Annotated in this window: 18 protein-coding genes; 5 read left to right on the plus strand and 13 right to left on the minus strand. The window is 34.5% G+C overall.

The features are described 5' to 3' along the window. Window positions 1-30: 30 nt before the first annotated feature. Complete coding sequence (locus tag G7082_RS01740) at window positions 31-570, minus strand: DUF924 family protein (protein ID WP_166033450.1); 540 nt, start codon at window positions 568-570, stop codon at window positions 31-33. Between the two features lie 80 nt (window positions 571-650). Between G7082_RS01740 and G7082_RS01745 the strand changes: the two genes are divergently transcribed. Beyond that, complete coding sequence (locus G7082_RS01745; RefSeq protein ID WP_166033451.1) at window positions 651-1,016, plus strand: YbgA family protein; 366 nt, start codon at window positions 651-653, stop codon at window positions 1,014-1,016. A 43-nt stretch (window positions 1,017-1,059) separates the two neighbouring features. Here G7082_RS01745 and G7082_RS01750 read toward each other — a convergent pair whose 3' ends face one another. The 4 genes from G7082_RS01750 to G7082_RS01765 all read right to left on the minus strand — a co-directional run bounded on the left by G7082_RS01750 (window position 1,060) and on the right by G7082_RS01765 (window position 6,883). After that, on the minus strand, window positions 1,060-2,310 hold the full coding sequence (locus G7082_RS01750) for a PTS sugar transporter subunit IIC (protein WP_166033452.1): 1,251 nt from the start codon (window positions 2,308-2,310) through the stop codon (window positions 1,060-1,062). A 414-nt stretch (window positions 2,311-2,724) separates the two neighbouring features. After that, window positions 2,725-3,735 (minus strand): LacI family DNA-binding transcriptional regulator, encoded by a 1,011-nt coding sequence (locus tag G7082_RS01755; RefSeq protein ID WP_166033453.1) that lies wholly within the window; start codon window positions 3,733-3,735, stop codon window positions 2,725-2,727. A gap of 13 nt (window positions 3,736-3,748) precedes the next feature. Further along, window positions 3,749-4,567 carry an endonuclease/exonuclease/phosphatase family protein gene (locus G7082_RS01760; RefSeq protein ID WP_166033454.1) on the minus strand — a complete coding sequence of 273 codons (819 nt, stop codon included), beginning with the start codon at window positions 4,565-4,567 and terminating at the stop codon, window positions 3,749-3,751. Between the two features lie 141 nt (window positions 4,568-4,708). After that, window positions 4,709-6,883 carry a PTS transporter subunit IIBC gene (locus G7082_RS01765; RefSeq protein ID WP_166033455.1) on the minus strand — a complete coding sequence of 725 codons (2,175 nt, stop codon included), beginning with the start codon at window positions 6,881-6,883 and terminating at the stop codon, window positions 4,709-4,711. 221 nt (window positions 6,884-7,104) lie between these two features. Here G7082_RS01765 and G7082_RS01770 point away from each other — a divergent pair, with 221 nt between their 5' ends. The 3 genes from G7082_RS01770 (at window position 7,105) to G7082_RS01780 (ending at window position 11,119) form a co-directional block, all read left to right on the plus strand. Beyond that, a complete protein-coding gene (locus G7082_RS01770) occupies window positions 7,105-9,369 on the plus strand; it encodes a glycoside hydrolase family 65 protein (protein WP_166033456.1) in 2,265 nt (754 codons plus the stop codon). Between the two features lie 108 nt (window positions 9,370-9,477). Then, complete coding sequence (gene pgmB / locus G7082_RS01775) at window positions 9,478-10,140, plus strand: beta-phosphoglucomutase (protein ID WP_166033457.1); 663 nt, start codon at window positions 9,478-9,480, stop codon at window positions 10,138-10,140. A gap of 1 nt (window position 10,141) precedes the next feature. Continuing rightward, the gene (locus tag G7082_RS01780) at window positions 10,142-11,119 is read left to right on the plus strand and encodes an aldose epimerase family protein (RefSeq protein ID WP_166033458.1); all 978 of its coding nucleotides are present in this window, start codon (window positions 10,142-10,144) and stop codon (window positions 11,117-11,119) included. Between the two features lie 329 nt (window positions 11,120-11,448). Here G7082_RS01780 and G7082_RS01785 read toward each other — a convergent pair whose 3' ends face one another. Further along, window positions 11,449-11,844 carry a hypothetical protein gene (locus G7082_RS01785; RefSeq protein WP_166033459.1) on the minus strand — a complete coding sequence of 132 codons (396 nt, stop codon included), beginning with the start codon at window positions 11,842-11,844 and terminating at the stop codon, window positions 11,449-11,451. 161 nt (window positions 11,845-12,005) lie between these two features. Here G7082_RS01785 and G7082_RS01790 point away from each other — a divergent pair, with 161 nt between their 5' ends. Further along, window positions 12,006-12,233 carry a helix-turn-helix domain-containing protein gene (locus G7082_RS01790; RefSeq protein ID WP_166033460.1) on the plus strand — a complete coding sequence of 76 codons (228 nt, stop codon included), beginning with the start codon at window positions 12,006-12,008 and terminating at the stop codon, window positions 12,231-12,233. A 24-nt stretch (window positions 12,234-12,257) separates the two neighbouring features. Here the strand turns inward: G7082_RS01790 and G7082_RS01795 are convergent, their stop codons facing one another. The 7 genes from G7082_RS01795 to G7082_RS01825 all read right to left on the minus strand — a co-directional run bounded on the left by G7082_RS01795 (window position 12,258) and on the right by G7082_RS01825 (window position 19,744). Beyond that, window positions 12,258-13,121, minus strand: a complete 864-nt coding sequence (locus G7082_RS01795; RefSeq protein WP_166033461.1) for an ROK family protein — start codon at window positions 13,119-13,121, stop codon at window positions 12,258-12,260. Next, window positions 13,121-14,509: a glycoside hydrolase family 1 protein gene (locus G7082_RS01800; protein WP_166033462.1), complete on the minus strand. Its 1,389-nt coding sequence runs from the start codon at window positions 14,507-14,509 to the stop codon at window positions 13,121-13,123. Before G7082_RS01800 ends, G7082_RS01795 begins: the two co-directional genes overlap by 1 nt. A gap of 195 nt (window positions 14,510-14,704) precedes the next feature. Then, window positions 14,705-15,760, minus strand: coding sequence for a WxLIP family cell surface protein (locus G7082_RS01805; protein ID WP_166033463.1), 1,056 nt, complete (start codon window positions 15,758-15,760; stop codon window positions 14,705-14,707). Between the two features lie 169 nt (window positions 15,761-15,929). Next, window positions 15,930-16,535 carry a WxL domain-containing protein gene (locus tag G7082_RS01810; protein WP_238842679.1) on the minus strand — a complete coding sequence of 202 codons (606 nt, stop codon included), beginning with the start codon at window positions 16,533-16,535 and terminating at the stop codon, window positions 15,930-15,932. 52 nt (window positions 16,536-16,587) lie between these two features. Next, complete coding sequence (locus G7082_RS01815; protein ID WP_166033464.1) at window positions 16,588-17,160, minus strand: hypothetical protein; 573 nt, start codon at window positions 17,158-17,160, stop codon at window positions 16,588-16,590. Then, a complete protein-coding gene (locus tag G7082_RS01820; protein WP_166033465.1) occupies window positions 17,153-17,449 on the minus strand; it encodes an LPXTG cell wall anchor domain-containing protein in 297 nt (98 codons plus the stop codon). The genes G7082_RS01815 and G7082_RS01820 overlap by 8 nt, the downstream gene beginning before the upstream one ends. Window positions 17,450-17,458: 9 nt before the next feature. Continuing rightward, window positions 17,459-19,744 carry a lectin-like domain-containing protein gene (locus G7082_RS01825; RefSeq protein ID WP_166033466.1) on the minus strand — a complete coding sequence of 762 codons (2,286 nt, stop codon included), beginning with the start codon at window positions 19,742-19,744 and terminating at the stop codon, window positions 17,459-17,461. Window positions 19,745-19,902 lie beyond the last annotated feature (158 nt).

Consider the following 19,902-nt stretch of genomic DNA (forward strand, 5'->3'; position numbering starts at 1 on the left):
TAAACTCCTAACTAAATCCTTTTTACTCTTTTAAAAAGATGAACCTGGTTCCTTTAAAAACGTGATTTCTTCTTGGGTTGACTCTCTATCTAAAATCTCATTTCTATGTGGATATCTTGAAAAACGTTTGATAATCTCAAAATGACGCTTTTCAAAATCAAGCTGATTTTCTAAACCTTCCTCTGAAAATAAGAGCAGTGCCTCTTCATGAATTTTGACAGATTCCGAATGCATAAAAGGCATATACAAAAAGCCTCTTTCATTCACAGTTAATTGATCTAACTTACCTGTTGCAATGGCTTCTTGGGCTAAAATAAGCGCCATGCCATCAAAAGTAAAAGATTCTTTTTTATCTCTAAATAGATTCCTAGAAAACTGATCTAACACAATAATCTCAGCAAGTCGTCCGTGAACTGTTTGGCGCCACTCTGCATATTCACCTTGCGCTACTTTAGTGTGTAATTCTAAAAAACGCTCCTTGATTAACGCGTCAAAGTTATCATCTTTTTTAAAATGTTGTGCTGGTGTGGCTTCTTTAAACCAGAAATCTAATATTTCTCGGTAGTTCATTATCTAAATATCCCTTTCATTTCATCTTGTGATAGTTTTATTATATAATACTTTTAATAAAAAAGTGGAGGTATTTGATTATGAAGCAAACACTTGAAAAAGAATGGGCGTATCAAAAATACTTTATCATGTCACATTCACAAAAAGAATACTTATATATTAGACAATTGTTTTCGACTAATAATGATGATTTAGAAAAAAAGTTTAACGAATCGATCTTACGAGCAGAACAAACACCACCTACAAAAGGTTCTCTAACCAATGCCTACCAACATGTTTGGGGCTATTTCAAAAAAAGTGCCACATCAGAAGAAAAAGAAAAGTTTCAAGCATTGTTAAATAGTCTGCCCCTTGATGAAAAAGACATTCAAAGATTTTGTCAAAAGCTGAGTATTCAATATGATAAAAAATATCTCTTACAATCCCGAATTTTATTTCCAAAGTAAAAAATCATCTCACCCGAAATAACTGTCGAGTGAGATGATTTTTTTAAATATTAGCTTCTTTTTTCAATTCTTGAATCACACTAATTTTTACAAATGGAATGTAGATGACGATTGAAATTAATAAGTTAACGGCCGCTAAGATAGCGCCTTTGAAACTTGCTGTTGCAATTAAGCCTCCTAAAATTGGAGGTGTTACCCAAGGTGGGATAACCGTTGCAACTGGTACAATGCCCATTTTAGTTGAGAAGTACGCTGTTGTTACTAAAATCATTGGTACTAAAATAAACGGAATAAACATAATTGGGTTTAATACAATTGGTAAACCAAATAGCATTGGCTCATTAATATTGAACAAACCAGGTCCTGCACTTAATTTATTAACCATCATGAAAGATTTATGCTTTCTTCCTACTAAAAAGATAGCAATAATTAATCCTAATGTTGCACCTGTTCCACCTAAGTTTACAAAAGAATCAATAAATGGTTTGTTAACGATATAAGGTGCTTTTTCTCCTGCTGATACTGCTAATGCGTTAGCATCGATTGCTGGTATATTGATTGTTTGTAAAAACGGATCAATCATATTAGCACCATGTAAACCAAAGAACCATAAGAACGGTGTAATAAAAGCAATTAAAAGTGCTGATGGATAAGTATTAGCTAGTCCCATAAACGGCTCTTGGACTGCTGCATAGAATGAGGCAACAATATCTGTTACACCAAAAGCAGCAAAAATAGCAGCTACTAAACCAAATAAACTAATAATAATCATAGCTGGTAGTAAAGAAGCAAAAGATTTTGCCACAGCTGGTGGAACACCCTCAGGCATTTTAATCACTAATTTTTCATTCCCAATTAAGCGAACAAATAATTCTGCTGAAACGATAGCGACGATTAAAGCGATAAAAAGACCTGTTGAAGCCATCCCTGTCGCGCCACCTAAAGCAAAGAATGAACCTAAAGATACAATCCCAGATGCTACACCATCTTTTCCGTATCCTGTTGCTAAGTTATATGCTACTAAAAAGGCAATTGCCACTGAAATAATTGCAAATGTTCCGTTCCAAACACTACCACCGAAACCTTTCCAAGCTTCGCCACCGAAAATACTGTTCATGAAATCTTGGAAAAATTGGATTGGCAGGTTATTAATCATTACTGCTAACGCACCAAGAATCATTAGTGGCATTGTTACCATAAATGAATCACGAATCGCTACTAAATGACGTTGTGCCCCAATTTTTGAAGCAACAGGTATAAATTTTGCTTCCATGAATTTGACAAATCCATCCATTAAAAACTCCCCCTAAAAATTTTTATTTTTATCAGTAAGTTATCTGATACCTTACTATATGCAATCATCGTGCCAACTCTTAAAACGCTTTCTACAATTGGCATAGTCCTTTACTGATTGCACACTAATTATACTGTGTTACACACTAGAGTGGTGAAAAAGGCGTACAGCTCTGAGTAACTGGAAGAAACTAGAAATAATCCACGCTTTTCGGATTGTTTCTAGTTTTTGAAGTTACCGAAGGAGCTGCCTTTTGAACCCGGACTACACTAGAGTGGTGAAAAATCCGCTTAGCTCTGAGTAACTGGCGGAACGTAAAAAAAGAGGATTAGCCTGCACGCTAGTCCTCTTTGGCATTGATACACAACACTTCTTTATGTATAAACTATACAATATTTAGTAAATTCTCTCAAACTACTTTATCTTCATCACCGTTTCATTCTCAATCAACATATGAGGAATAATCACTCTTTTTTTCAATTCTGTGGGTTCTTTCAACTGAGTTAAGAATTCTTCCACAGCTGTTTTTCCTAATTGGGTCGCATTTACATCAATCGACGTGATATAAGGATGTAACAATGTAGTGAAAACTGAATTATTAAAACTAATCACTGAAATATCATCAGGCACTTTGTAACCTGATAAGTTGATCATTTGAATTAATCTTAAAGCAAACATGTCATCAATGGCGATACATGCTGTTGGTTTTTCTTCCTTTAAAAATTTGTCAAAGGCTAAATAACTTTCTGGCTCAATTAAAGGCATCGCTTGATACATCTCTAAATTTTCTTCCATTAAGCATTTTTGATAACCAAAGAAGCGCTCTTTAAAGAAGTTTTCTTTTTGATTGTTGGTTGTGAAGACAATTTTTGTATGTCCTTTATCAAGTAAATGCTTCGTGGCTGTATATCCTAGCAACTGGTTATCATTATCCACACAACTTGTTTCATTAAAGTATTTGTAAGGTTGACCAATCATAGTGAATGGCACTTTGTTTTTAACGAGATAATCAAGAACCATGTCGTCTTCTTCTACGTAAAGTAAGATAAAACCATCCACTCGTTTTTGACGGTACATGAGTTCCACATTGGCTAACAACTCTTCTTGCGTTGGGGCTGAAGCAACCGAAATCGTCACTTTTTGTTTACTGGCTTCTTCGTTCATCGCTGTTATAATTTCTAGATAGAAGGGATTACTCTTTCTTTCTTTTGAACCAATCACAGGTAAAATAATTCCGATGGTATCCACATACTTATTGGCTAAATTTTGTGCTGAAACATTCGGCACATAACCTAGCTTATCCATGGCCTTACGAACTTTTTCTTTTGTTTCTTGAGAAATACTTGGATGATCTTTTAAAGTTCTTGAAACAGTTGAAGGTGCCACACCAACTTCTTTCGCAACATCTTTAATCGTTACACTCATATACTCTCTCCTCTTACAGTTTCATGTCTAATAAAATACCAAAGTGATCACTCACAACAGGTCCTGTTACACCATTAAAAATAACTTCATAAGACGCTACTTCGACCTGTTGCTTAACAAATCCAAAATCAATTCGTAATCGCTCTTTATTATCTGCCCAACCATCAATGTTACTTTCTACTGTAAACTCGCCCTTTTTCTCTTTAGCTAAATGGTAAACATCTGAGAATGTTTGACTAACTAAAGAATAGCCTTCTCCTTCGAGATGAGCAGGTGCATTAAAATCACCTAATAACAAAACTTGATGAGTCACTTTTTGCGTATTTTCTAATAGTTGATTCCATTCATAGATAAAACCTTCGTCAGGATCTTCTGAATACCATGAATAATGGCAACTTCCTACAGTTAACTTTTCTTGATTTAAATGAGCGAGTAAAATTCGGCGGGTATGATAATCTGTTCTATCTTTTGTAGGAGAAACAAGCAAGCTCTCTGCTTCAAAAGGATATTTTGATAGGATAGCAGAACCTTCATCATAAATATCATAACCAATATGGCTACATGTCCAACCCCAATAAAAAGTTTGCCCCTTCTCTTTTAGATAATCAACTAACAATTTAGCAAAATTATCTGCTTTAATCTCAACTTCTGCTCCTTCATATGAACAATAAAATTCATCTGGGTTAATCGCTTCAGCTGAAATTCTTTGATTCACTTCTTGAAGAGCAATGATTTCTGCTCCTTCCTTTAAAATAAAATCCCCTATTTGAACTAATTTCTCTAAAGGATTTTCTTCAATCCAACTATGGGTGTTTAAACTAATAACTTTCATTTTATATCCTTCCTATTCAAAAGAAAAAGACTAGGCATCGTGCCATAGCCTTTTCTTATACATGATTTTGATCATTGGCGGGGTAAATTCAGCTTTTCACTCCAGTTACTCAGAGCAAAACGACTTTTCTATCACCCTTATTTACAAACTAACTTTTCCAACCACACTAGCTTTTGTTTGTTGTCCGACTTGGTCTAATGTTAATGATTGTAATTTATCGCTATTGGTAAATATTACCACAATTGTTGTGCCTTTGCCTGCTTTTTTAACGGCATCCCAATCAGCTTTTGCTAATAATTCACCTGCTGCTAATGTGTCGCCTTCTTTGACAACCACATCAAAGGCTGAGTTTTCCATCTCAACTGTGTCTAAGCCCATGTGAACTAAGATTTCTAAGCCATCTTCTGTGACTAAACCAATGGCATGTTTTGAAGGGAATACTGTCATAACTTTTGCTGCTACTGGTGAAACGACTTCACCACTTGTTGGGATAACACCAAATCCGTCACCCATCATTTTTTGTGAGAATACTTCATCTTGAACTTCTTCAATTGAAATAACTTCACCTTCAGCAACAGCTAATAATTCAACTGTTTTGTTTAACGCACTTGTTTCTGTTACAACTTCTTCTTTTGCTGCATTATCGAAGTTTGATTTTGGAATTTCGATATTGGCATCTAATGCATCTTGAATATCTGATTTTAAGATATCCGCTTTAGGTCCATAAACTGCTTGAACACCATTATCTTTAATGATTAAGCCCATTGCACCACATTTTTTCCATGCTTCTTCACTACCAACTAAACCACGGTCATTGACTGAAACACGTAAACGCGTCATACAAGCATCCACATCATCGATATTTTCTTTACCACCTAAAAGGTTGATGACATCAATGACTTGTTGGCTAATGCCTGAAGCATCTGTACTTGGTGCTGCAGTATCAGTTGCCATATCTACTTCATAGTTTCCATTACGTCCTGGTGTTCCAAAGTTAAATTTCTTGATTAAGAAGTTAGCTAAGAAGTAAGTACCTACTCCAAAGACAACCGTACAAATCACAAAGTTAACAATATCCATACCTAGTCCAGCTTTAATTGAAATTGGTAATCTTGTTAATAACTCAATGTTACCGAATGAGTGAATACGTAAGTTAATAATATCTGCCATAGCAAATGCTAACCCTTGAATTACAGCATAAACACCGTATAAAGGCATTGCGACAAACATGAACATAAATTCTAGAGGTTCTGTTACCCCTGTTAAGAATACTGCAAGTGCTGCTGAGAAATACATTGATTTATATTGAGGTTTTTTGTCAGCGTCAACGTTTTTATACATTGCATACGCCATCCCCATTAAAATACCTGAAGAACCAATCATTTGACCAACTTTGAAACGTGCTGGTGTGAAGCTTGTTAAAACATGGTTATATTGGCTCATGTCACCTGATTGTTTCAAGTTTAATAAGTCCGTTGCCCATGCTAACCATAATGGATCTTGACCGTAAACCATTGTCCCAGCTTGTGCACCTGAAAGAATTTCATAAGTACCACCAAGTTGTGTGTAGTTAATAGGAATTGTTAACATATGGTGTAAACCAAATGGTAATAATAAACGCTCTAATGTTCCGTATAGGAATGGTGCTAAGATTGGTGCTGTGTCTTGACTTGTTGCAATCCATAAACCAAAGTTGTTAATTCCTGATTGGATAAATGGCCAAATGATTGCTAATGCGAATGACACTAGAACTGACCAAAGGATAACAACAAATGGGACAAAACGTTTACCATTAAAGAATGATAACGCATCTGGTAATTTACGATAGTTGTAATATTTGTTGAAAGCCATTGCCCCAACAAAACCGGCAATAATACCAACAAAAACACCCATGTTTAAGGCTGGTGCTTCTAAAACACTTGTAAAGAAACCTTTAACCATGATTTTAGTACCAAATAAAGTATGTGTGTAAGCGTCAGGATTACTTAACATGTCGCTTGTTACACCAAAAATTGATCCTGTAATACGGTTAATTAAAACAAAAGAGATACCAGCGGCAAATGCACCACCTGCTTTATCTTTCGCCCAGCTACCACCGATGGCTAATGCAAATAGTAAATGAAGATTTCCAATAATTGCCCAACCGATGTTTTCAACAACACCACCTGTCGTAACTAACATGCCCATATCTGGATTGATTAGTGGAATGGATTTACCAATACTAATCATTAATCCTGCTGCTGGCATAACTGCGATAACAACCATTAAGGCTTTACCAAATTTTTGCCAAAACTCAAAACTTAATAATTTTTTCATTTTATTCACCTTTCTTAATTCAATTACGTTAAGTGCCTCTTAACGCAATCGGTTTCGTAATTAAATTATATCCTCCCCCACTTTTTTTGTAAAGATGTATTAATAGAAACAAAATAAATCGTTACCGGTAACAAGTTTCATTATCTGACTATTTATTATTGCTTTCGCAAACGATTGCGTTTATCATGAATTCATACATCAAACTAAGGGGGAATTTTTAAGTGGAACATTTAAAAAGATTATTCGATATCGATCCATGGAAATTAGCAACGAATGAATTACACAACACTGACATTCGCTTACAAGAATCATTAACAAGTACTGGTAATGGTTATATGGGAATGCGCGGGAACTTTGAAGAAGGATTTAGCGGTGACAACCATCAAGGAACTTATATTGCAGGAGTTTGGTATCCAGACAAAACGCGTGTAGGTTGGTGGAAAAATGGTTACCCAGAATATTTTGGTAAAGTAATCAATGCCATTAACTTCATCGCAATGGACTTATACATCAACGACACAAAAGTTGACTTAGCGACACAAACTGTTTCAGACTTCTACCAAGAATTAGATATGGAACACGGTGTTTTATCTCGTCACTTCACAATTGAAACAAATGACATGAAAGTTAAGTTCTCTTTTGAGCGTTTCTTAAGTATCACGACGAAAGAATTAGGTGTGGTTTCACTTAAAGCTGAAGTTTTAGAAGGAAATGGAACAATCAAAGTTGTCTCAAAATTAGATAATAACGTTCATAACGAAGATAGCAACTACGAAGAAATGTTCTGGGAAGAACGTCAAGTTTCTGAAAATGTAGTGACTGCTCGTACTGTACCAAATAACTTTGGTATTGAGCAATTCACTATTACTGCTTTAATGGAAAACACTGCAACTGGTACTCACACAAGTGAAAAAGAAACAGCTGCCTTCTTAGCAACTGAAAGCTTCACTTTTGAGGTTAAATCTGGTGACGTGGTTTCTCTAGATAAAAAAGTAGTCATTACAACAAGTCGTGACATCGAAGAAGCGAAACAATTAACAGCTGCTCAAACTATCATGACGGAAGTTAACGCCTCTTCTATTGAAGAATTAAAACAAGCTCATGCTACTGCATGGGAAAAACGTTGGGAATTAGCTGATGTGGTTATCGAAGGTGATGACGAAGCACAACAAGGAATTCGTTTTAACTTATTCCAATTATTCTCTACTTATTACGGTGAAGATGATCGCTTAAACATTGGACCAAAAGGCTTCACTGGTGAAAAATACGGCGGTGCTACTTATTGGGATACTGAAGCTTACGCCGTTCCTTTATACTTAGCTTTAGCTGATCCAAGTGTGACTAAAAACTTATTAAAATACCGTCACAACCAATTACCACAAGCACAACACAATGCCCGCCAACAAGGTCTTAAAGGTGCATTATACCCAATGGTTACTTTCACTGGTGTGGAGTGTCACAACGAGTGGGAAATTACTTTTGAAGAAATTCACCGTAATGGCGCGATTGCTTATGCTGTTTATAACTATACAAACTACACAGGCGATACCGAATATATTAAAAATGAAGGTTTAGAAGTGCTTTCTGAAATCGCTCGTTTCTGGGCTGATCGTATTCACTATTCTAAACGTAACAAACAATACATGATGCACGGTGTGACTGGTCCTAACGAATATGAAAACAACGTTAACAACAACTGGTACACTAACTACATCGCTGTTTGGGTTCTTAAATACACATTAGAAAACTACAAAAAATACCAAGCTGAAACAACTGTTAAATTAACTGATGAAGAAATCAGCCACTGGGAAGATATCATTGCGAACATGTACTTCCCTAAAGATGATGAATTAGGTGTTTACGTTCAACATGATACTTTCTTAGATAAAGAATTAATGCCAGTTTCTGATTTAGCAGCAACTGATGTGCCTTTAAACCAAAACTGGTCATGGGATCACATCTTACGTTCATGCTTCATCAAACAAGCGGATGTTCTTCAAGGAATTTACTTCTTTAACGATGAGTTCACTATGGAAGAAAAACGTAAAAACTTTGAATTCTATGAACCAATGACAGTACATGAATCATCACTTTCTCCATGTATTCACTCGATCTTAGCTGCTGAATTAGGCATGGAAGAAAAAGCAGTTGAAATGTATCAACGTACAGCCCGACTAGACCTTGATAACTACAACAATGATACTGATGACGGATTACATATCACTTCAATGACAGGTAGCTGGTTAGGAATCGTTCAAGGATTCGCTCAAATGAAGACTTACAACGAAAAATTAAGCTTTGCCCCATTCTTACCTGAAAAATGGAGTAAATATGCTTTCCACATTAACTACCGCGGACGTTTACTACATGTCTTAATTGATACTGATGTAACCATTACTTTATTAAGTGGCGATGCTCTTGATATTGAAGTTTATGGTGACGTTCATCACGTTGAAGGAACAATGACTACCCCAGTCAAAAAATAAACTTGTATAGACAACTAGTTTGAAATACATTAAAATAAAGATAATTATAAATAGAGAGTGTGACACGATTGTCCCACTCTCCTTTTTAAAACGAAAGGATGTTTTATTATGTTTAAAGGTGTTTTATTTGATTTAGATGGTGTTATTACTGATACAGCTGAGTACCATTTCTTAGCTTGGAAAAAATTAGCGGATGATTTAGGAATTTCAATTGACCGTGAGTTCAATGAAAAATTAAAAGGTGTATCTCGTGAAGATTCATTAACTTTAATTTTAGAACACGGCAATAAAGCTGGAGAAATCAGTGCTGAAAAATTTGCTGAATTAGCTAAAGTTAAAAATGACAACTATGTTGAAATGATTCAAGCTATTTCACCTAAAGATATCTACCCTGGTATTTTAGAATTATTAGAAGAATTAAAAGCTGCGGACATTAAGATTGCTTTAGCTTCTGCAAGTAAAAACGGTCCTCTTTTATTAGATAAAATGGAAATCAGTCACTTCTTCGACGCAATTGTTGATCCAGGATCAGTTGCTGCTGGAAAACCAGCTCCAGATATCTTTGTTGCTGCTGCTGAAGCAGTGAATGTTTCAATTAAAGAAGCTGTTGGGATTGAAGATTCTCAAGCTGGAATTACAGCCATTAAAGCAAGTGGTTCTCTTCCAGTCGGTGTGGGCTCACCTAAAGACTTAGGAGACGATATTGCGATTGTTCCAGATACAAGTAAACTTTCTTTAGCTTATTTAGAAACTGTTTGGAACGGTAAATAAGATGTCTCATCAAATTAAGATCGATGAAAAAACAGGAATTGCTTATATTACCTTAATAAATGGTGATTTATCTGCAACTTTCTTAAACTTTGGTGCAAGATGGCATAACTTTTTAACCCCTGATAAAGATGGCAACAAAGAAAATATCTTACTTTCTTTAGATACACCAGAAAGTATTTTAGCTGACAACGCTCAATTTGGTGCTTTAGTGGGACCCGTTGCTGGTCGTATCAAAAATGCAGAGTGGAACGGTGTTACTTTAGAAAAAAACTTTCATGAAGCTCACCATATTCATGGCGGTAGTCATGGTTGGTGGTGTCAATTTTGGGACTACGAGATGATGAGTGACACAAAAGTTGCGTTTACTTTAGTTGATACTGCTTCAGGTTTCCCAGGTCCAATAACGGTTGTTAATACTTATGAATTAACATCAACAGCCGTTGTCATGACTACAAAGGTGACTTCAGAAAGTCAAACAATTGTGAATCCGACCAATCATGTTTACTTTAACCTTTCAGGTAATGCTAAACGAGATATTACAAGTCATGATTTACTCGTTAAAAGTAATGGGATTCTTGAAACAGATAGCATCAACTTACCCACAGGAAAAATCTTAACTGTTGATAACACAGGCTATGATTTTAGAAAAACAACCTCTTTAGCTGATAATTTAGCTAAATTATCAGCTGGAATTGATGATGCTTTCATTTTAGAATCAAGTCATCCACAGATTTGTTTAACTGAAACAAAAAGTGGTCGTAAATTAAACATCTCTTCTAACCGAGAAGCAGCCGTTATCTTCTCCACAACTGGATTTAACGATGACTTTAAAGTGAACGGACAAAGCATGCATTCTGAAATCGGGATTGCCATCGAAACCCAAGAATTACCTGATATCGTCAACCACCCAGAATGGGGTTCGATTGAATTAAACCCAGGACATACTAAAGTGTTTAAGACTGTGTATGAAATAGAGTGATGAAAAAGGTGTTTAGCTTTGAGTAACTGGAGGAAATTAAAAATAATTCACGCATTTCGAATTAATTTTGATTTTTGAAGTTACCGAAAGAGCTGCCTTTTGAATCCGGACTACACAGCGTGATGAAAAAGGCGTTTAGCTTTGAGTAACTGGAGGAAATTAAAAATAATTCACGCATTTCGAATTAATTTTGATTTTTGAAGTTACCGAAAGAGCTGCCTTTTGAATCCGGACTACACAGCGTGATGAAAAAGGCGTTTAGCTCCAAGCAACTGACATGGAGCTAAACGCCTTTTTATTTGATGATATCTTTTGTTAGAAACTAATCCCTACAACCCAAAAACAACAACTCTCTTATCCATCTCAATCGCCTTTTCACAGATAGAAACAATCTGAGTCAACTGGTTCATGATGTCTTTCTTTTGATAAATACACGGTATTGCTTCACCTGTTTGTGAATCAATACTTGTTGAGATATCAATGGTGTCAGGTAATAATTCAAATGACTTTTGCCAATTCACTAAAATTTCCATTAATTTCTTGATATCTTTTTCCACAGTTGAAACGCCACAGTAGTCAAAACCCTTTCGTTTAATGCCATCGACCCAAACAGATTCTAGTGTATCAAATGACAAATAAATATAATCATACAACTCATCATCCATATCACATTCACCTAAACTAGGCATTTTCTCACCTTCAATACTAAATGTAAAAAATGACACTGCCTTCCACCTCTTTCAGCTAGATACTTCAATTATTCCATAAAGTAAACTAACTACCTAGCACCTTTTAGTTTACATTCTAAATAATTTATCCGTCTCTATTAACTACTGAAAAAAGAAGTCGATATAGTTTATAAAAATATCGAAGGAGGCGATTTTAAATGACTTTAGGAAAACAATTGAAAAAAAGTAGGATTGAGAAACATCTCTCTCAAATTGATGTTTCTCATCATTTAAATATTTCTAGACAGTCTATTTCTAAATGGGAAACTGATAGAACTTTTCCAAGTCTTGAAAATTTATTACGCTTAAGTATCCTTTATGATATTTCACCAAATAATTTAATTAGATATTATAAAGTGGCTCAATCAAAAAATAAGGAAGCATGATAAAATTATCACACTTCCCTTTCATTATTTATTCAAATTAATAAAATTCATAGCTGCCCCAACTAAATTAGCATCATTTAAATAATGACATCTCTTAATCTCTGGCATGATTTCTCGAACGAGATGTTTTTCTAACAATTCTTGAAGTCTACGACCAATTTCAATGGGTAGTTCTTCTCTTGCTGACACACCCCCACCAATAATCACTAATTCTGGATCTATCGAAACTTGCACATTGTATAACGCATGAGCAATTACCCAGTACATGTCATCTAAAAGCTTCATTGCTAGTTCATCTTTGTTCTCAACTAACTCAAAAATATCTTTCCCATTAACTTCTTTCCCAGTTAATTCCTTGTATTTGTTAGCCACTTTTACAATGGTTCCGATACTACTTAAGGTTGTCTCTTGATCATTAACAAGTAAACCAAGTTCGCCACCAAATAAATGAGACCCTTTATAGATTTGACGGTTAATAAAAATCGAACCGCCTACACCTGTACCAAGAACGATGAACACCGCATTGGTTGCATTTTTCCCCGCACCTAGTTCAATCTCAGAAATCCCTGCACAGTTCGCATCATTTTCAATCGTCACTGGTAAGGCAAAATAACTTTCTAACTCATCAAAAATGGGGCAATGATGTAAATAGGGTACCGCACTGATTCCGTCAATTCGACGTTCTTTGACATTTACCGCACCAGGAGAGCTGATTCCTACACCTGTAACACTTTTATTCTTATGGGCTTCAATGACTTCAAGCATTTGTTCCTTCATCTCTTTTAGTGTTTCTGGTGTTTTAAATTGAGCTTGTTCTGACAAGGTTTCGTCTTGCCAAAAACCATGTTTGACTGCTGAGCCACCAATATCAAAAACGACTAATCCCATTATCTTTCTCCTATTTCAAAGCCATTATTTTGACTTAACTCTTTATACCATAAACCACTTTTCTTAAGTGAACGCTCAAAATTATTATCTAAATCTACACGGTAGAAACCATATCTGTTACGGTAGCCATTTAACCATGACCAACAATCCACGAAAGTCCAAGTATGGTAACCAAAACAATTACTGCCTGCTTCAATCCCTTTATGTAACTGCTCCAAATGATCTTCCATAAATTCAATGCGGTAATCATCTTCAATCATGCCATTGTCATTCATAAAGCGTTCTTCCTCAGCCACACCCATACCGTTTTCAGAGACATACCACGGAATATTATTGTAATCATTTTTCATCATTAAAGAAACATCGTATAATGCTTCTGGATAAATTTCCCAACCACGATATGGATTCATGCGTTTTTCTGGCCAGTCGTAATGGGCAAACAAGTCACTCGTCGTCACAGCTGGTGTGCGTGGGTTTTCTGCTGCTTGGACACGCATTGGTTGGTAGTAATTAATCCCAATAAAATCAACTGGATACTCTTTAATAATCTCTTTATCACCTGCTTCAGTGACAGGTGTTAATTCGTGTTCATTCACTAAATCAACTAATTCAGCCGGAATAGTTCCTAAAACACATGGATCTAAGAAACTTTTGATAATTAATACGTCTGCATTTTGTTTGGCTTTTTGATCCATAGTTTCTTCACTTCTAGCGTAAGTTGGCGTGACATTTAAAATAATCCCGATACGTCCTGTTTGTTTTGTTTCACGATATGCTTTAACAGCCAAGAAATGAGCCATTAAGGTATGATAACCTACTTGAATTGCTTTTTTAAAATCAACAATCGCTGGGTAGTGGAACCCGTATAGGTAACCGCATTCAATATGAACTAAAGGTTCGTTGAAAGTTGCCCATTCATCCACTAAATCACCGAATTCTTCAAAGGCGGTCTTAGCATAAAAAGCAAAGGCATCTACTGATTCCCGAGTTTCCCAACCACCTTTTTCCATTAACCACCAAGGCATATCAAAATGGAATAAATTGATAATTGGTTTAATTCCTGCTTGATTCATTTTTTCAAAATAATCACGGTAAAAAGCAACCGCTTCTTTGTTTAATGTTTTGCCATCCGGCAGTAAACGCGCCCAAGAAATAGAAGTGCGGTATGAGTTCATGCCAATCTCCACCATACGTTTGATGTCATCTTCATATAATTCATACACATTAGATGTGTCTTTTGGTCCTTGACCTGCGTTGAATTTTTCTGGATTTAGTTCAATCCACTTATCCCATGTTGTGTGACTTTTACCGTTTAATAGTGCGTGCCCTTCTGTTTGAGGTGCAGATGCTGCTGAACCCCACAAAAAGTTATCTGGAAATTTTATCATTAGCTTAACCCCTTACTTAAGTCTTTTTATAAATATCGATTCAAAGACATTCTAACATTATCTAGACCAAAATATAAAGCATTTTCATAAATACTAAAAATAGTTTATAGATTACCATTGTTTGTTGCTTATTCTTCCAAAATAAAAAAGCAATCCTATTCTAAAATGAATAAAATTGCTTTAAGATATACTTGATTACTTACTACTTTTTTTCTTCTTTTTCTTAGATTTTGATTTCTTATTGTTAGCAGAATTCTTTTTCTTTCTTACGTAAATAATTATGCCAATCACTAGCACTAATACTATTACACCTATGATAATCCATAGATATGGGAAATCTTTCTGATTGTCTTCTGTTACCGTTAGATCATTGACTTTTTTAGCATCCTCACTAGTAATTTCAAATTTTTCATTGAATTCCCATTTATTATCCTTGGCATCCGAAACAATTAAATGTAGCTTATAGTTTCCTTTTTTCAATGACTTGTTATCCCAATCGATTGCTAAACGATAAGAGGAGGTCGGTGCCATTTGCATATCTCCGCCGTAAGTCGTCTCTTTAATGGTTTCTTCAGTCTTCTCATCTGTAATTTTCACGTCATACTTTAAGTGTCCAATTGAATCCATTGTAGGATTTTCAAGTTCTACAACGACACTGGTTTTTCCAAAAGAAACAGCTGGTTCAATTTTTTTTAACTTAATATCTCTTTTAACTGCTTTATCCGTTTCTGTTAATTTTAATCCTAGAACATAACCATAGCTATTAGTAATTTTACTTGATTCTTTTTTGCCTTTTTTGATCACTTGAATTCCTGAAAGAATCTGACCGTCAAAGCTTTCTTTTGGCATCGTTAATTTTATTGGTACTTTTTTTACTGATCTAGGAGCTACTTTGACACTCTTTTCTACTTCAGCAATATCTTCAATGGCATACTTTACTAATTTACTTTTTTTAGGCTCACTGTAATCGATAAATCCTTGAGCATTTGTGTAGGCTTGATTAACAGCGACTTCATATTCAGACTCTTCTTCAGACGTATTACTAATCGCAAATTCGATTGTTTGTTTTTCTCCTGGTTTCATTCTCAAATCAAAATAACTTTTTTCTTTATCCAATTGATTTTTAGGTATCATCGCTTGGATATGGTAACCAATATCCGATTCTGATTCTTCTGCTTGAGAAGTGTTTCCAGTTACAAAGATTAACACTAGCCCAATAATGACCCATAACCATTTTTTATTTTTTTTCATTTCATATTTTCCCCTTCAAAATAAGACTATTTTTCTCTTCTTTATACATTAATCACTCATTGTTGTATATCTAAACTAGTTAAAAAAACTAACTTAGATATGCATCAATAAATTGATTGAAATAGAAGAATAAGGAGCTCTTCCAAATTCTTCTATTTCATCGTTAGTACTATTCTGCTGTAGCTGTGTTATATAATTTATATTGAATTGTACCGTTGATTTTATCATTTACTTTTAAGACGTTACTTGCATCTGAAAAATCAATGTTAACTTTATTTACTGCTGTTTTTAATGAACCCGTGTTGTTTTCAGCTGTCATACCCTCAGCATTTTTAGCAACGATACCATTTGCACCAGTTTTGGCGATTTCAATGTCATTAATTTTGAATGAAGTGATTGGTAGTTTATTAGCACTTTCACCCACAGTAATTTCATCACCTTTTACGTTGGCTTTTACTGACCATTCGCGTGAAACACGATCGTTGAATACTTCAATTGTATTTTCGCTATCTAAAACTGCACTTAAAGCATAGTTTTTATTTTGTAGCTTACTTGTAAAATCATAATTAGCTGGTACTTTTTCTAATGTTAAGTGTTTTTGATCTGGATCTGTTGGATCAAGTGGATCTGTTGGATCAACTTCATCTTGGATTGTTACTTGAGTTTTTGTTTCTTTTTCTTGACCGACAAGAGGTGCTGCATGAGTAGTTGCTGCTCCTAATCCTAAAACTGTCATACTTAATAAACTAATACTTACTATTTTTTTTGCTTTCATTTTTACTGCCTCCACAATTTATTTATATCATTATTTAAAATTGATATCTCGTTTAGTCTGGTAACTCGGCATTGACCAAAGTTACCGTTTGTAACGCTTCATACTTTCCTACTTCTATATTCTTGGGGATTATCAGCTCAATATCTTGATTAGAAATGATGTATCGATATTTTTTACCGCTGCTCTTACCCACTCTTAAAATCTCCTTCTCATGCTCATCATTGATCGTCGCATTTAAAGAAGTAACATTATCTTTTTTTAGTTTTCCATCTTGATAAAAATTACCTTTACCTAGTGAAATTTGTGTTCTTATCTTCTTATCCGTCTGGTCTTTTCTTTCAAACATTGAAAGGTTATAAAATAATTGCCATGGACTATTTTTTTGCTCTCTATTATCTTCCACATCAATGAAAATATCTGACTGTGAATTAATTTTTTGAACCTTAGAAGTTGCTATGTATTTACCAAAAACTGGGGCTTTTACTTTTGTAATTCGAATGGGACTTGGCTGTATTTCAATACTTAATGCCGATTCAGATTTACCCACAGAACTAGCAAAAACTTCATGAAAGGATATCCAAGGAACAATCAACAATAATAACAATCTTACTTTTTTCTTATTCACTTGGCACCTTCTTTTTTCTTAACCACAACACACTAGCTAGAGATAGAAATATAAATCCTTCAAAAAATAAATACCTATCTACTTGCTCATTGGTTTTTGGTAAGAAACGTTTTCCTTCAATTACTGGTTTCTTTTCATTATCTGTGTTTTCCTTTATTTCAAAAGTCACAGGTAATTCATTTCGGTCATAATTATCATCTTCTGACGCACTAACTTTGACCGATACAAATAAACAAACTAGTAAAGTAGCTAATCCAATATTTTTTAATAACACGTTAAAATTCTTCATACCTACCTCCTATTCTGGACTCTCTGTATCGAAAAGCTGCCAAACAATTTTTACCTTTTCACTATAATTTTTAATTGGTAAATAGTCATGACTTTCAAGCAGTAAGCCCATATCTGACTGCCACTCTTTTGTATATAAATAATTAGCAGGCTTAATCGAATCTTGATTCATAACAATTCTTGACTCTGCTCCCAATCTTTGGATATCAGAAGAAGCATTGTCTTTCCAAACAAAATCAAAAGGCACCGTTTCACGACTTGTATTTTCAGTTTTCGCTCTAATCGACCACGATTTATTTTTCTCTTCTCGACTATCACTCACTGATAATTTCATTTTATTAGCCTTATCCCGACTTAATACTCCTTTTGTTTCATAAGGGATCATCTTTGTCCAAGACAATAATTCGGGTGCTTCTTTAAATACTAAGGATCCTGTGAGTTTAATTTCTAGCTCTAACTGATCCATTACCTCGCTTAAATTACCTGCTTGGTCTACTTCATAAACTTTAAGTACTAGTTGATTACTACCATAATTAAGTTCAGCTGTTGGTACATCAATTGTTTTTTTCAAATACTTATTTTCACCCGTCGTCGTAAACATATCTGTAGAAGCTATTTTTTTATTATCTTTTAAAACATCTATTTTAATTCGATCATTTTGATCAGGGTCTTTATAATAAAATGGGATAGAATAGTTATCTTTATCTAATTCAACTTTATCTCGAAATTCATTTTTCTGTTTGACCTCTTTATCCAATTCCCAAGATAATTTAGTTGGAGTATTTCCTTTTTTCACCATAAAAAGCTTTGTTTTTGCAGAAATAGTATCTACAATCGTTGTTCCTTCTTCAACAATAAACACGGATGACTCAACATTAGCTAGATAATCATCCTTAATTGCTTTATTTACTTTTGTTTCATAAGAAAGAGTAAATTTATCTGAAGCTGTGATTTTTAACGGTTTATCCAACTTAAATTTAATTTTTCCATTTCTAGCTGTCTTTTCTTTAACAGTCACACTATACTTAGTGCCATCACTTTTAGTAATAGTCGGATTTTTCACTATATCAGATTCAGATATATCTACTATTTTTGGATCTAAACTGGTTTCCCATGAATCAACTGTTATCGGTCTCTCAATAGCACCTATATTAAATTCAGAACTAACTTTAAAAGTATCTCCTGACTTAACATAGTTTGCCGCTTTAATTTCTGCCTCAGAGGCGTCTTCATTCAAACTTACCAATTGATTATCTTTGTTATAAACATGACTACTCAAGTGACCAAAAAGTTCGACTGGCGGTTGAGTAAAGGCGACTTTAATTTCTCCACCATTGATCCCATTCGCACCTGTGAATCCCCAATAAGCTTTTTGATTATTTTCAGATAATTTTAGTTTGGCATCTAAATTACTTAACTTAATTGTTGTTATTTCTGACCTCTTTTTTGTAGTTGGATTCACAAAACAATAATCGAAATTACGAGCTGCTCTATTAAAACGGTAACGAAATTCATACCATGTTCCATCTGTGATATTATTTGTTACCACACCATCATTCATATTTCTATCATCTCTATGAATGACACGACCCATAGCTTCAGACTTTACCATGCCACCAAAACCACCATAAAACCATTCATTTATATCTGATAGTTTTGAATCCATAGGTTGATATCCTTCTTTTGAGTCTCCTGGGTATGTATAAGCTACATGCGGCTGTGAAAATACATTGATGTCAAAAGCATTCGTATCATTCGTATTTTGATATAAATCAAATTCAATAGCCACTGAATTTTGTACTGCTTTTGTGTATGGAAATGTATCTGTTCCGATAAAAGGTGTTCCTTTTTGAGATTTAGCAGAACCATAGACACCCATATTTTGACCATCAGCACTTGTCTGAGCGCCAGTCAAAGCTCTTGTTTTGGTTCGATCATTATGCATGACAAAAGCAATTCCATCTGAACCACCCTTACCAAAATTTATATACATTCTTCCTTCAAAATCACGACTAAAATCCATTTTACTTCTATCATTAGACCAGATCGACATCCAGTTGTTAGTTCCAGAAATAGATACAATAGAATAGGGAACACTATTGTTGCTTGAATCATTAGTTTTTTTGATTCTCACACCAGTGCCATTAGGTGGGGCAAAAAAATTATCAACTGTAATGGCGCCACCAGGAATTTCATTTAGACCACTATCTGCATAACTTTTTCCGCTCATTCCAAAACTGACGAGAAATATGGACATAGTTACCATTAAGTACAAATAGTTTTTCCTTAGAATCATTTTCTCACCCCATTTCATAATTATTTTCCATTAAGAAAACCTTCATAAATTATCAAATAATAACATTTCTTTGTTTTTTTAATCTATTATAGTTATAAAGGTTATAACCATTATAAGGTAAATGGATTTTGTACATTTTTTATATATATTGGGGAGTA

Origin of the sequence: Vagococcus hydrophili, from assembly GCF_011304195.1 — a bacterium.
GTDB lineage: Bacteria > Bacillota > Bacilli > Lactobacillales > Vagococcaceae > Vagococcus > Vagococcus hydrophili.